The sequence below is a fragment of the Gemella sp. 27098_8_92 genome (genome assembly GCF_041433685.1).
In the GTDB taxonomy this organism is placed as follows: Bacteria; Bacillota; Bacilli; order Staphylococcales; family Gemellaceae; genus Gemella.
Window position 1 is genome coordinate 114,471 of the sequence record NZ_JAPWBZ010000004.1, and the last position, 14,188, is coordinate 128,658.

Sequence of the window (14,188 nt, forward strand, 5' to 3'; positions counted from 1 at the left end):
CTTAACGTCCTCCCTCTTCTAACAAACTTCGTTCTTTTAAATCCTCAACTAATTTTGAAAATTTTTCGGTTGCTTCGGCTGTAGAGGTAATTATATCATCTAATAAGCCATCTGGAACTTTCGGTAGTTCAATAACTTCTTCTTTTTCTTCTGCCAGTTTCGTTAAATTTGATTTTTTCCCACGCCCTACTGAGATTTTCATATTACCTATATATTGTAACTTCTTCAAATCTTTTAGAGTCTTTTGTTTAGGTTCTTCTTGTACATTTTCCTCTTGTTTAGGTTGTTTAGGCTGTTCATTAATTTTCGATTCTTTATCTTTTTTAACACTATCTTGATTTAACTTTTTGGGTTTCTTTTTGTTATGTTTAGCTTTTGTAGCTTCTACTGTTTTTGGGGTGCTATCTACTTTTTCTTTTTGCGTTAAAATAACCTTATCTTTTTTGATATTTTTTATCTTTGCATTAACTACAAAGCCTTCCGAAAAAATTTCCGTTAGTTTTTTCTTCTTCCCTACATGCATATTTTCCTTTGGTAAGAACGCTTGATCTCCACTTTCTAACTGAAAATATAAGCCATTGGCTTCGACCTTAGTTACTTTAGCACTTATTTCTTTTCCGATATTTTCGCTAACTTTATTACCCATTTAATCACCCCTTTACTTCGGCTTTTACTCATGACAATATTATAGCATATTAAGACGATAAACTCCTTATATTTTATTTTCTTCTGGAAAATTAAAAGAATGAAAGGATTTTTCATCAAATCCTCTCATTCTTTTATTCATATTCTATTTTATTTTAAAATTTTTCAAAACTATTCCAAACGTGGTTAAGTTATGTAATAACGCTAATAAATTAGGTGATAGAACATTTACAAGCCCTAAAAATATCAATGAACTATTTATAGTAATTGTTCCTTTGACATTACTACTCATTTGAGCGCGAAGTTTTTTAGAAACATCAGACAACAATAGTAATGAATCAAGAGAATCTGATTGTAAAACTACATCGCTTATCTGTTTTGATAAATCAGCACTTTCGCTCATAACAATACTAATGTCACTTTCTGATAATGCTGCTGAATCATTCAGTCCATCACCTATCATTAACACGCGACGTCCTTGTTCTTTTTCTTTTCTTATATATTCAAACTTCGTTACAGGTGTCATATTAGTATATACTTCGTCAAATGTTATATCTTTTAAGATTTTATTGGTTCTAACGTCGTTATCTCCAGTCAATAAGACAACCTTTTTCCCTTTATTTCTAAGTTCAGCTAGCACGGAGTTTGCTTCATTCCTAAGTGGAATATCTATACAAAATATAGAAATCAATTTCCCTTTGTACCCTAAGAATAGCAAATTGTATTGTTCTTGTTTTTCAGCTATAATTCGCTCTTGGTCAACTGTAACTAGAATATTCTCATCTTTTATCAACTGACTACTTCCTATAACAACCTTTTCTCCATCAATATGTGAAACAATACCTCTAGAGGCAATATGGTATAGTTCTGTGTGCATTTCCTCGTGTTCGATACCATCTTCTTCGGCTTTACTAACAACTGCACTAGCGATAGGGTGGTAAATATGTTCTTCTAAACAAGCTCCTATTTTTACAACTTCCTCATATGAATATTCATAAAATGGTAGTACCTCTCGAATATACGGTCTTGATACAGTTATTGTTCCTGTTTTATCAAAAACAAAAGTATCTATGTCTCCATATTTATCAAGCGTTACTGAGTTTTTCACCACTATTTTTTTATCTATTAAATTTTTTATAGTAGTGAGGTAAGCAACAGGTGTAGATAACTTCAAAGCACAAGAATAATCTACTAATAGAAACGAAATTGCTTTAGCGAACGATCTTGTAAAAAGATATGTCAGTCCCATCGCTATAAAGTTGTATTTTACGATACTATCAGCCAATTTTATATACTTATAGTGGTATGTGTCTTCACGACTTTCTGACTCTTTCATCAATTGAATAAGATGATAGATTCGACCATTAACCTGCGGATTCTCTACCTTAAGTTTAATTTCCCCATGAACAACTATAGTATTGGAATAAACTTTATCACCAATTTTTTTGGTTACCGGAAAACTTTCTCCTGTCAATGAACTCTCATCAATACTTGCTCCGCCTCCAGCAACAATACCATCAAATAAAATTTCATTCCCCTCAGAAATCAAAATGATATCATCTTTTTTTACTTCTGAGCTTGGTATTTTTCTATTACCTTCATCTTCTACCAGCCAAACTTCTTTATCAAATGAAGTCAAACTTTTCTCTAGTTCTTTTACAGATTTCTTCTCTGACCAATTGTTTAAAGACTCCCCTAATTCTAAAATAAACATAATCGAACTAGCTGTTTCACGCGCTCCTGTTACTAATGAAACAAAAATCGCCGTTGAATCAAGCGTCTCCATTGTAACTTGTTTTTTAGCTAATAATTTTAACGTATCTCTAAAATATTTAGACGCCTTCCACCATATATAAACTGTTCTTAATGGGAGTGGAATAAATAATTTTGATACTGTTCGCCAAAATACCGCATCCGCTATTATCGTATAAGGTGTATCCTCAGCTTTTAAAACTGGATTTTCGTAACAACCTCTAATTTGCTCTACATCTATAAGTTCTAAAAATTTCTTTAGGCACTCATTTTGATTAGTTTTGAAAATAACAGCAAAGGTATATTCATCTTGATAAAACTCAATTTTGTTTATATTTTGAATTTTCTTCGCTTGTTTTTTAAAATATGCTTTTACATCTGGTGTTAAGCGAAAATTCGCTCTAATTCTCGCTCTCCCGCTCGATAGATGCAATATTTTAAATTCCATGTTATTTTTCCTCTAATTCTAATAAATTACTTTCTTTCTTCTCTTTATCATATAAATCTTTAGCATCTGCAACTACATCGTCAGCATGTTGCTTAATATTAGAAATAGTTCCTTCTACTCCATCTTTTGCTTTATATAATTTTGATAAAACTACTGAATAACCTTTTTTGGCATCTTTGCTTGATAATAATTTAAGCCCTACTGTTCCAAAAGCTACTCCTCCTGCAAAAACTCCTGGTGTTTTTAATGCTGCTTTAGCAACTTTTAATAATTTGATTGACATATTTAAATCCTCCTTTTTTATATTTTGCTATAGCTTAATTATAACACCTTGAATATTATATGTAAATTAATCAACAATCTCATTCTAATACTATAATTTAATGAACCTAAAAGATTATTTATGTTATAATAACTATGTTAAAGAATAATAAAGTAATTATAATGCAAATATGATTATATCGGCTATTTTTAAGCCACTAAACAATTAGATTAACAAGTAAGGAGCAACTTATGATTTATATTATCGGACTTGGACCTAATGATAGTTCAAACATTAAAGAAAATATTAAAAACTTATTATTAAACAACACCTCGGCAAAAATTATCGCACGCACAAAAGAACATCCAGCAATTGGTTTTTTAGAACAGAACAATATTTTATTTGAAACTTGCGATAAATTTTATACTGAAAATGATAATTTTGAAAATACTTATAGCAACATTGCTAGTTATATACTAGAGGCAGCGGAAAAAAATGATGTTATGTATCTTGTTCCGGGGCACCCTATGGTTGCCGAACTTACTACACAACTGCTTATTAAAAATGGTAAAAATGTTAAAGTTATCGGCGGGGAGAGTTTTCTAGATTCTTGTTTCAACGCTGCACAGTTTGATCCTGTTGAAGGATTTACCCTTGCTGATGCAACAGCTCCTGAAACACTTAGCTCTGTTAATCCGCATAATCATCTGCTTATTACCCAATGTTACGATGATATAACTGCTGCAACTGTTTCTTGTGAACTCATGGAAATTTATCCATATGACCACATTGTTACAATTATTGAGCAAGCTGGGGCTCTTGATGAGCATATTTACACCTCAACACTACAAGAACTTTCTGCTGAAGTTGGAGAACAAGTAAACAACCTGCGTGCGCTTTATATCCCACCGCTAAAAAATTCACTAAGCTATAATATTAAAAACTACACTAGTGAATATAATGACGAAGATGAAATTACTGAAGATGACCTTATTAACAAACTTGAAAATCTAGTATCAAAATTAAAGAAAAATAGTGACCGTACTGATGACTACACAGCGGATAACGCAAAAATACTCGCTCAAATCATCAATACTTCACTAGATTTTACTATCGCATGTGACACTTACTACGAACTTAGCGATATTGTTAACGAAATGAAAGAGGATAGAGAAAATGGATAAAGTTCTCACATTTAGTAAGAAAATTTTGAAAGAAGTAATAGATAAAAATTCGATTGTTGTTGATGCAACATGTGGCAATGGTAATGATACCTTATTTTTAGCACAAAGTGCAGCAAAGAAAGTTTACGCTTTTGATATTCAGCAACAAGCGATTGATTCTACATTAAAACTACTACAAACAAACAACTGCCTTGAAAAATGTGAAGTCATTTTAGATTCACATAGCAACTTTGATAACTATATTAGCGAGCCGATTAAAGCTGTTGTCTTTAATCTTGGTTACCTACCTAATGCAGACCACACAATAACTACTCTTGCGGATACAACTTTACTGGCAATAGACAAATTTCTTACCAACCTTGAAATTAACGGACGTATCGTGGTTGTTGTTTACTGGGGACATGAAAATGGGAAAATAGAAAAACAAGCTTTGCTTAACCATTTAACAAAACTTGATCAAAAAGAAATAGAAGTACTAAGCTATCAGTTTATCAATCAAAAAAATAATGCACCATTTATCCTTGCTTTAGAAAAGAAAAAATAACACATAGCTACATCTGTAACAGAAAGGAACTGTAATGCGCGAAATAGAAATAGAATTTAAAAATTTATTAACCGAAGAAGAATATAAAAAGCTATATGCTGCCTTTAACCTAGCAAATAAAGAGCAAATAATCAACAAAAACTTTTATTATGATGATACCAACGAAAGCTTCAAAAAGGCAAATTCTGCCTTGCGTATTCGCTATACAAATAACAAAACGGAAATGACTCTAAAAATCAAAGGGGCTACACAAAATATCGAAATCAACATCCCTCTTGATGACAGTTTTCCGAAAGAGCCAACTGTTTTACCAACCTTACCTAACGAAATTATGAGCGAGTTAGAAAGACTTGATTTAAAAATAAAAACACCAATGCTAATCCAAAAAATTGAAACACAGCGTTATGAAGTAAAAACTCAAGATGGGTTATTGGTACTAGATAAAACAACCTTCCTAAAAGATATAGTTGATTATGAACTTGAATTTGAAGCGACTAGCTTTGAAAAAGGGAAAATAGCCTTTGAAAATCTTTTAACAGAGTTTGATATTACTAATAAACCTGCTAAACCAAAAATAGCTAGAGCAATGGAGTATGCTAAAGGATAAAAGAATATCCTCTCCCGCTTCCTTTATTACTGTGCTAAAAATAAATCCAACCACGATCCAACAAAAAAAGTTAATAGCGTAACAGTTCACCACTGTTACGCTATTATTCTAAATTCTCTTCTTTTTTTATCTTGTAAAATTCTTTAATACATTTAAGTTGCATCTTTTTGTCCTTAGCAACTAACTCGCCATCAATTTGGTAATGTGATTGCGATGTTTCTACTGATAAACTATCCACCTTTAAAATTCGAGCACCCTTTAATTTATCATGTTTATGTAATAACAAGCAGATATAATTATAAACAAATCTAAACCACGACATATCAGCCATTATCATAATATGAAACTGCCCATCTCGTCCTGTAGCTGTATTAGAAAATCTAATTCCACCACCTTCATATGGTTGAAGCATTAGGTTTAGTAAACGCAAGTTATTTGTTTCTAAAATATTGTCTCCTACTTGGATTTTGGCATAGTATTTTTTAAGTTTTAAAATAGTTATAACACCTTCAACTAAATAAATATAACTTCCGAAATATTTCTTTAGTCTTGATTTTTCTACTCGCTCTATAACATCTGCATTAAAACCAATATCGAAGCCTGAGCAAAACTTTTTACCATTCACATCTCCTACATCGTATACATTGAAATCACTAGAATTTATCAACTTTATTATACAAGAGGAACTTCTCTCTAATTGTAATGAGCGTGCTAAATCATTTCCTGATCCTTGCGCCAAGTATATAATATCTTCTTCATGATAGTTATTAATAACTTCATTTATTGTTCCGTCTCCACCAATTACAATAATTTGCTTTGAAGAAGCCTCATCCATTAACTTTTGCGCGTTTTTTGTTTCACTCGTTTTTAAAACTCTATATTCAATTTTTTCTCGATTCAAGATATTTTCAATTTTTTCTAACTCTAATAATGATTTTTTATGTTTTGAATTTACTATTATTTCAATCATCTTCTTAACCTTACTTTAGATAACTGTATAATTCCTTGTATTAACAGCTATAAACTCCTTCAACTATTTAGCTATGTTATTATATCCCTTATCTTTAACTTAATACTATATAATTCCTGAAAAAAAGATAAAAGCCGTCCAAAACTATTTCCAACTTTTATCTAAATAAATACATCAATATAAAATTCAATATAATAATAAATTTTTAAAAATTGATATCTATATATCCAATTCCTACAATAAAATTAATAATTAATTATTCTTCTTTTAATAATTCATCTAATTCTTTAGAGTGTTTTACCTCTTCCACTAAAGGCTCTCCCTCATTAATTACGGTATCAATACTTAATTTTTCATCATTATTAACTATTAGCCGAGCAAAAATCTTTTCCCCAATATGTTTTATACTTTCATAATCAATTTTATAATCTTTAATTTTCGATTTCGTAGTAAATGCCAGCTTATCTTTTTCAAAAATAATTCTCTCATACAAACCACGTGCATCAGCTGTCTTAACCGTTTGAATTATTTCCTTATACTTTGGATTATTTTTCATATAAATAACCCCACCAACAGCCGCAATAAAAGTTAACGTCCCTAGTATTCTTTTTCTCATAAAACAAACCTCCTTGCTTACAATAAAATATCAATTGGAGATTCCCTTCATCACTTATCTCCATTGCTTTTTGTTAACTTATATAATATACCTTTTTAAAATTTTTTTCAACTATTTTTAGGTTCATCTTTTTTGTAACTACCAGCCCCTAAAAACTTTATCCTATTTTTAAAACCTATTCTCTTTTATATTTTTATTTTTTATACATATCTTTCCGATTACATTGCTTTTTTATATTTATTCTTTCAAAAATATATCATTAATAAATTAATTTATTTTTTATTATTTATTATATAATCCGCGTTATAATTTCTTAAAAAACAACTGAAAAACTTATGTTTCTAATTCTTATTTCTTAAATTTTTTTACTAAAAATATTTTATTTATCTACTTTTGTATGTTATAATAAAAGTGTAAAAATATTAGGAGGATATTACTTATGAAAAAAACAAATAAAGTTACACTTGCATTATCAAGTATTCTATTAGCCGCATCTCTTGCGGGGTGTAGTAGTAGCGGTGATGGAGTTACACGTACTTACAAAGATGGAAAAGAAGCAGATGTAGAAAAAGCTGCTATTAAACTTGTAAAAGCGGTGAAAACTGGGGATTACAACCTTATGAGCGCTGAAGAACTAAAAAAAGCTCTTGACGGAAAAGAAGAGATGGTACTTGTTGATACAATGCCAGCAAAAAGTTTCGAAAAATCTCATATTAAATCTGCAGTAAATGCTGTTTTACCTGTAAAAATAGAAGATGTAAAACCCGAAGAAAAAGAAGCATTCTTAAAAGCTTTAGGTGATAATAAAGACAAAAAAATCGTTCTTTACTGCGGCTTTGTAGGTTGCGAACGTAGTCATGTTGGTGCTGTTATAGCTAAAGAAGCAGGCTTTAAAAATGTTTATAGATTCCCGGGCGGAATTGCCGCATGGGTAGATGCGGGAAATAGCGTCGAAAAATAACACTTATAGTTAGAATTTGTGGATAATAATGAGGACTTAATCACAAATACTCTTATAGTTTAGGGGCATTCCGTTATTATCGTTGGGCAACTTAATTTCAAATTAATTACCTCGACGATTCTCGATTGCATAACCTCAATTTATCCAGAACACAAATTCCGCCTTTAAACTGACAGAACAACAAATTTTGTCGGTTTTCTAAAAAATAAAGACTAACACCTATTTTAATAGTGTGTTAGTCTTCTTTTTTTCTATTATATTTGAAAATATCCTTTTTAAATAACGGAACATTATCAAAATACTCCCCCTTATACAATGGATGACATTTCAACAATCTTTTTATCGTTAAATAAGTTCCCAAGAAAAAACCAAATCTCTTATAACTTTCTACCGCGTACATCGAACAAGTTGGAGAAAATCTACAACGTGGCTTTGTATAAGGCGAAATATATTTTCTATATAGGTTAATTAAAAATATACATAATTTAGCCATTATTCTTCCTCTCTTTGTTCCTATTGTAACAAACTTATCCCACTCTATTCAAATAATGCACTCTTATTTTTAAAAAGTACAACCAAAATAAAAACTAACCATTAAACATCATCTCTACTAAATACATTTCTTTGTATTATATTAATCATTATTGATAACAATTCCCAATAACTGTTAAGGTGCACTAACCTTTACACCTCATATCCATAGTGTTATAATGTAAGCATAATTAAGAAATAAAGGAGATTAAAAAATGAAACATAAAAACGAATTAAATAAACTTGTAGCAAATCTTACAGTACTTTATACAAAACTACATAGCTTCCATTGGTATGTAAATGGACGTAGTTTTTATACTCTACACACTGTATTTGAAAATTACTATGATTACACTACAGCAACTCTAGATGAAGCTGCTGAAAGACTATTAGCAATCGGTGGACGCCCAGTTTCTACACTTAAAGGAGCTTTAGAAATAGCTACTATCGAAGAAGCAACTGAAAAAGAAACTACTTCAGAAATGGTTGCTGCAGTTTTCCACGACTTCGAATTATTAAAAGCAGATCTTTCTAAACTTATGGAACTTTCTGAAGCAGAAGGCGATCAAGGAACATCTGATTTTGCATTAGGAGTTAAAACTCAATTAGAGAAAAATATTTGGATGCTTAAAGCATATCTTGCTGAATAATTAAATCCTAAAATTAAAGACTAGACCTTACTAAATAATTTATCCGTTTAGATATATTTTATTTAGTAACACCTAGTCTTTTTTATTATTCAAAACTATTTATTTTTTGTGTTTGTACCTTGTCTGTTCAAGATATTAAGGTTTATCGCATCTACATAATATGTACTTATTTTCCCATCAGACGCCGTTATAACTACACTCCAAGTAGGTATCAATACTTGGTTTTCTGTTTGAGAAATATAAGTATAATACCCCAGTGTGGCTTTCACATTGCAACTTTTCGGAATTAAATCTTCATGATATAACCTATTTACCGCCTGTGTTTGAGTCACCAATGTCTCACTTTTATCTTTCTTTATGTTGGCAACACTCGCAAGAGAAAATTTCTTCACATCTCCATTAGAATCGACTTCAAACACTATTCGAGCGTTTTTATTCGCAAAAACTCTGACACCATCAATCTGTTGCTCGTAAATTATCTCATTTTTCTTTGCACTATAACTAGAAAATGTATACTCAGAACCTAGTTTGAACTTTTCTAATAAAAATGCATCTATCTCTGCACGATAATTACCTCTGGCAACATTAGTTATAGCCGTATCCGAACTGACCTTCAAAACAGATACCTTATCAGAAGTTTCAACATCATACTTTAAGCTGGCATTATCTTTCTTCAAATCTTTAAAACTAGCTATCGTAACATTAACATAACCCAAGTTATCTTTTTTACTCGTACTTTCTTCTACAGTTATATTATCACTCTTCATAGCTTTCTCAATAATTTCTTTTTCTTGAACTATTTCTGTTTTATGTTTTTGAATTGTATAAATATAAGAACCCAGCAGCACGGCGTTTAAGATAATGAACAAATAGATAAACAGACTTTTTATCTTACCCCAATTCATAGTTTCCCTCCTCCAGCTACTAATTCTTTTATTTTCTTAAAGCTCATATATCGATTATTATATTTTACATACCATGCAGGTGTATAGCTAAAACTATTATTTTCTTTATTATACGTCTTTTCATATCCTAAAACTATATCCGTTACATTCTTCAAATTAGTATTGTTATAAAGGTAGTTAATAACGTATTCCATTTTTTCCACCTCAAAAAGACCCACTTCTTTTGAAGATAGATATGTTTTTGTCAATCTTTTAGGAGAAGTAAGACGATATATACCATTACTATTGTCTTCCGAAACAATATCTGCATGTCCTTCCTTACTAAAAACAATAGACTCCTTATGTGTTTCTTGGAATATTGTAATACCATCAAGAGAGGTTGTTAACTGGTAATTTGTATCACTAGCATAGCCTAATTCTAAGAAATTAATGGTATTATTTATCGCGACCGTAGTCCCTACCTCTTTGCCACCCTCATTAGACGGGTTCGTATAGACTATTCTATGGTTTTGTGATTTCAAAATAGCATACCCATCTGTTATTTCATTATCAGCACCAACTCGAACATCATCTTTTTTCTCAAAGATATCTTTTGCAAGGCGCGTTACACTAACTTCCTCAGCACTATATTCATCAATTACTTTTTCTTCATCCGCATCTTTTAAATAAATAAACTTATTATTTAAACTATATTTTGAATAATTTTTTTTATTTTCATTAAATTTTCCATTAATTTTATCATAAAGCGATTCTTTCAATGTTACTTGAAGATAGTTTTTATCATCTTTTTTATAAAGATACAACATATTCGGTCTATCCTTTAACATTACCAAAGTGTCAAACTCCAAACTAACATTTGAGTTTTCTTCCGAAAAGAAAAGTGATTTAACAAGTGATGAATCCAACGTTTCTTGATAATTTATCGATATTTTTTCAGAAGTATTATTTGTTGTAATATCTTCTATATTACGATTACGTACACGAACCTCAATACTTTGACTGTCGGCTAGTTCTATTAATAGCTCTTTTAGGACCTTTTTATCTTTTACAGCCTCAACAGTCGCTACTTTAGTGATAGAATTAGGCACTATTGCTTCTTCTCGCATACCTGGATATGTTTTTACCATAGTATCCGGAATTAAAAAACTAACCAAATTGTTTTTATCAACTTCTGGTAATTTTTGTTGACTTCGCCTAGCAAACAACTCATAATCCGGTTTATACGTTATTATTGAATATGATAATAATAAACTAGAAAACACCAAACATACTAATAAAATAGATTTAAATCGTTCTCTTTTTCTACCTTTCATAAAAATCCTCCCTATAACCATTCGTCATCTATTCGTTCACAAGGCAAGGTTACAAAAATAATTGTCCCATAACCTTCTCTACTTTGTGCCCAAATACGCCCTTTATGTGCCTCGATAATATTTTTAGCAAGAGCAAGTCCAAGACCTGTTCCTCCCATACTTCTTTGACGACTCTTATCAACACGATAAAATCTATTGAATATTTTATCAATATGCACTAGCGGTATTCCAACACCTTCATCTTTTATCGAGATATTAACCCTATTATGATTATAGTTTTGTCTTACTCGAATGGTTATATTTTTACCATTTGGAGAATATTTTATGGCATTATTCATTATATTATCGAACACCTGAGTAAGTTTATCCTGATCACCCTCAACAAAAATAGGTATTTTTGAAGTGTGTTTTATAAAATTTTTCTCGGGATGAGTTAATTCAAATCTATCAGATATTTGCTCGATAAGCTTATTAATATCTATAAATTCTTTTTCATAATGCTCTTCTTTAATATCCATTTTCCCTAGTTGCATTAACTCATTAACCATCCTAATCATACGATTTGTTTCCTTGTGGATAGTATCGATAAACTGTGGAGCTAGTTCTTTATCGTTTATAACCCCTTCTTCCAACGCTTCTATATAACTATTCATCGTTGTTAAAGGCGTACGTAATTCGTGAGATACTGTCGAAACAAACTCGCGACGTTCTTTTTCTTGACGTTCTTGATCTGTTACATCATAAAGAACTATAATATACCCTTCTAACTCGGTTGACATCTGCATCAAGTTTTCTTTTTCTTCTTTAACTATTTTTGAAAATTCTGCACGCAACAACAAGCTTTCATCAGTTTTCGAAGTATTAACAAGCAAACTATCTTCCGCCTCGATAATATCTCCGATATGTTCATATTCTGTGATATTTAGGATTTTCAACGCATCTTTCCCGATAAAAATCTCCTCATCACGAGCACCAATCATGTCTTCTGCAGAAGTATTAATCAAGATTATTCGGCCATTATTGTCAGTTGTAATAATACCATCCATCATACTTTCAATAATAGTCGCTAGCTTCCTACGTTCTGTCTCCGTTACCGCCTGTTCCTCTTCTATCCTTTTGGAAATCTTATTAAATACTTTTGCCAAGTCTCCTATTTCATCATTAGTATCAATCCCAACAACCGTACCATAGTTTCCAGCCGCCATTTTTTTAACTTGAGAACTCATTTTTTCAATAGAACTTGTAACTGTCTTCGAGGCAACAAAACCTATAATCGTCGTAATTAAAATAGATAGCACTGTCCCTATAATGAAGATTTTAGTGATACCATTAACATCTTGATAAACACTTTCTATATCAGCCATCAATGATACTACACCTATGATTTTATTTCCTTGCTTTATAGGGCTGACATAAATCCAAACCCTCTTCCCTAATTCAACATTATTCTGAATTTTTTTTGCACTTTCTCCTGTTTTTAACACTTGGCTAACCAACGGATCAAATGATCTTTTAGCTAAATATTCATCATTTCTGTTTTTAGATGATGAGGCCACAATTTTAGAGTTATTATCAATAATACTAACAGATAGTAATTTTTGTATATTAAATTCACTAATAAGCTTGGCAATACCACTCTTAGCATTAACCGAAGCTACATCACCTTCTATTTTAATACTATCTCCATTTGTCGCACCAACTACTCGCTCTTCGTTGTCATTCTTTTTATCATCTTTATCCAATTCTTCACGAATGTGGTAATTCAGAATTTTTTCTTGTTCAATAATATTTTGTTCAAAGTTATTTATATTAGAAGTTCTAAGTTGCGCTGTAAAAAATAGCCCTATCAGTTGTAGAGCTATTATATTCACAAGAACATAGACAATAACAAACTTAACTCTAATAGACGAAAACCAGCGTCTATTAATATTCTTGTAATTAAATAAATTCATTACTCTTCACCTATGAAATATCCTACACCACGACGTGTCATAATGTATTCTGGTTGCGAAGAATCAGTTTCAACCTTTTCTCTTAAACGTCTTACCGTAACGTCAACTGTACGTACATCTCCAAAATAATCATATCCCCATACAGTCTGCAATAAGTTTTCACGAGTTAAAACTTGCCCTGGGTGTTGAGCTAAATAATAAAATAAATCAAATTCACGACGTGTAAGATCAATTTCTTTACCATTTTTCTTAATAACATAAGCATCTGGATAAATAACTATATCTTTTATCGCCAGTTCACTTGTTTTTTCCTCTTCTACATCTTCTTGTTGTTTCGAAACACGACGAAGATTTACTTTGACACGAGCCATAAGCTCTCTTGTAGAAAATGGTTTAGTTACATAATCATCTGCCCCAAATTCTAATCCAAGTACCTTATCAATCTCACTATTTTTTGCAGTTAGCATTATTATAGGTATATTTTTCTTCGCACGAACTTCACGGCAAACTTCCATACCATCTTTCTTAGGTAGCATTAAATCTAATAAAATCAAATCAGGATTCTCGCTAAATGCAAGTTCAACCGCACGTTCTCCATCATTCGCTATAACTACATCGTAACCTTCTTTTTTTAGATTAAAATCTAGAATTTTTGCAATTGGCTCCTCATCATCAACTACTAAAATTTTATATTCAGCCATCCGGGCTCCTCCTTAATTATAAATTATTTCATAGCCTACTTTTTCTACTTAACTATTTAGTTTTTCTACTTTTTTGTATAGACTCTTCTATATTATATCATTTTTTTTATTTTTTTTCAGCAACTAGTATGTATAAGATTGGTGTAA

General features: G+C 30.9%; 15 protein-coding genes. 5 read left to right on the plus strand and 10 right to left on the minus strand.

Features of this window, described 5'->3' with window-relative positions; translation table 11 throughout:
• Nucleotide 1 precedes the first annotated feature (1 nt).
• The 3 genes from O3802_RS04030 to O3802_RS04040 all read right to left on the minus strand — a co-directional run bounded on the left by O3802_RS04030 (nucleotide 2) and on the right by O3802_RS04040 (nucleotide 3,128).
• Nucleotides 2–646, minus strand: a complete 645-nt coding sequence (locus O3802_RS04030) for a S1 RNA-binding domain-containing protein (protein ID WP_371458396.1) — start codon at nucleotides 644–646, stop codon at nucleotides 2–4.
• Between the two features lie 144 nt (nucleotides 647–790).
• A complete protein-coding gene (locus O3802_RS04035; protein WP_371458397.1) occupies nucleotides 791–2,845 on the minus strand; it encodes a heavy metal translocating P-type ATPase in 2,055 nt (684 codons plus the stop codon).
• Nucleotide 2,846: 1 nt separating this feature from the next.
• Nucleotides 2,847–3,128: a DUF6110 family protein gene (locus O3802_RS04040; protein ID WP_276767290.1), complete on the minus strand. Its 282-nt coding sequence runs from the start codon at nucleotides 3,126–3,128 to the stop codon at nucleotides 2,847–2,849.
• Between the two features lie 230 nt (nucleotides 3,129–3,358).
• On the opposite strand from O3802_RS04040, the gene O3802_RS04045 reads away from it, so the two are divergent.
• The 3 genes from O3802_RS04045 to O3802_RS04055 are packed head-to-tail and all read left to right on the plus strand — an operon-like array spanning nucleotide 3,359 to nucleotide 5,442.
• The gene (locus O3802_RS04045) at nucleotides 3,359–4,291 is read left to right on the plus strand and encodes an SAM-dependent methyltransferase (RefSeq protein WP_371458398.1); all 933 of its coding nucleotides are present in this window, start codon (nucleotides 3,359–3,361) and stop codon (nucleotides 4,289–4,291) included.
• Entirely contained in the window at nucleotides 4,284–4,835 is a 552-nt protein-coding gene (gene mnmM, locus O3802_RS04050) for a tRNA 5-(aminomethyl)-2-thiouridylate-methyltransferase MnmM (RefSeq protein ID WP_371458399.1), read from the plus strand. The genes O3802_RS04045 and mnmM overlap by 8 nt, the downstream gene beginning before the upstream one ends.
• A gap of 34 nt (nucleotides 4,836–4,869) precedes the next feature.
• On the plus strand, nucleotides 4,870–5,442 hold the full coding sequence (locus tag O3802_RS04055) for a CYTH domain-containing protein (protein ID WP_371458400.1): 573 nt from the start codon (nucleotides 4,870–4,872) through the stop codon (nucleotides 5,440–5,442).
• 103 nt (nucleotides 5,443–5,545) lie between these two features.
• Here O3802_RS04055 and O3802_RS04060 read toward each other — a convergent pair whose 3' ends face one another.
• Together O3802_RS04060 and O3802_RS04065 are read right to left on the minus strand one after the other, a co-directional pair.
• Complete coding sequence (locus O3802_RS04060; protein ID WP_371458401.1) at nucleotides 5,546–6,412, minus strand: diacylglycerol/lipid kinase family protein; 867 nt, start codon at nucleotides 6,410–6,412, stop codon at nucleotides 5,546–5,548.
• Nucleotides 6,413–6,668: 256 nt separating this feature from the next.
• Nucleotides 6,669–7,028: a DUF1310 family protein gene (locus O3802_RS04065; RefSeq protein WP_371458402.1), complete on the minus strand. Its 360-nt coding sequence runs from the start codon at nucleotides 7,026–7,028 to the stop codon at nucleotides 6,669–6,671.
• Between the two features lie 439 nt (nucleotides 7,029–7,467).
• Between O3802_RS04065 and O3802_RS04070 the strand changes: the two genes are divergently transcribed.
• Nucleotides 7,468–7,989, plus strand: a complete 522-nt coding sequence (locus O3802_RS04070) for a rhodanese-like domain-containing protein (protein WP_371458403.1) — start codon at nucleotides 7,468–7,470, stop codon at nucleotides 7,987–7,989.
• 235 nt (nucleotides 7,990–8,224) lie between these two features.
• Here the strand turns inward: O3802_RS04070 and yidD are convergent, their stop codons facing one another.
• Entirely contained in the window at nucleotides 8,225–8,482 is a 258-nt protein-coding gene (yidD, locus tag O3802_RS04075) for a membrane protein insertion efficiency factor YidD (protein ID WP_371458404.1), read from the minus strand.
• 253 nt (nucleotides 8,483–8,735) lie between these two features.
• Here yidD and O3802_RS04080 point away from each other — a divergent pair, with 253 nt between their 5' ends.
• Complete coding sequence (locus O3802_RS04080; RefSeq protein WP_371458405.1) at nucleotides 8,736–9,170, plus strand: Dps family protein; 435 nt, start codon at nucleotides 8,736–8,738, stop codon at nucleotides 9,168–9,170.
• Nucleotides 9,171–9,265: 95 nt separating this feature from the next.
• Here the strand turns inward: O3802_RS04080 and yycI are convergent, their stop codons facing one another.
• The 4 genes from yycI to yycF are packed head-to-tail and all read right to left on the minus strand — an operon-like array spanning nucleotide 9,266 to nucleotide 14,041.
• Nucleotides 9,266–10,075 carry a two-component system regulatory protein YycI gene (gene yycI / locus O3802_RS04085; RefSeq protein ID WP_371458406.1) on the minus strand — a complete coding sequence of 270 codons (810 nt, stop codon included), beginning with the start codon at nucleotides 10,073–10,075 and terminating at the stop codon, nucleotides 9,266–9,268.
• Nucleotides 10,072–11,388, minus strand: a complete 1,317-nt coding sequence (gene yycH / locus O3802_RS04090; RefSeq protein WP_371458407.1) for a two-component system activity regulator YycH — start codon at nucleotides 11,386–11,388, stop codon at nucleotides 10,072–10,074. The genes yycI and yycH overlap by 4 nt, the downstream gene beginning before the upstream one ends.
• Nucleotides 11,389–11,399: 11 nt before the next feature.
• Nucleotides 11,400–13,340: an ATP-binding protein gene (locus O3802_RS04095; RefSeq protein WP_371458408.1), complete on the minus strand. Its 1,941-nt coding sequence runs from the start codon at nucleotides 13,338–13,340 to the stop codon at nucleotides 11,400–11,402.
• Nucleotides 13,340–14,041: a response regulator YycF gene (gene yycF / locus O3802_RS04100; RefSeq protein WP_371458409.1), complete on the minus strand. Its 702-nt coding sequence runs from the start codon at nucleotides 14,039–14,041 to the stop codon at nucleotides 13,340–13,342. The genes O3802_RS04095 and yycF overlap by 1 nt, the downstream gene beginning before the upstream one ends.
• Nucleotides 14,042–14,188: the final 147 nt, after the last annotated feature.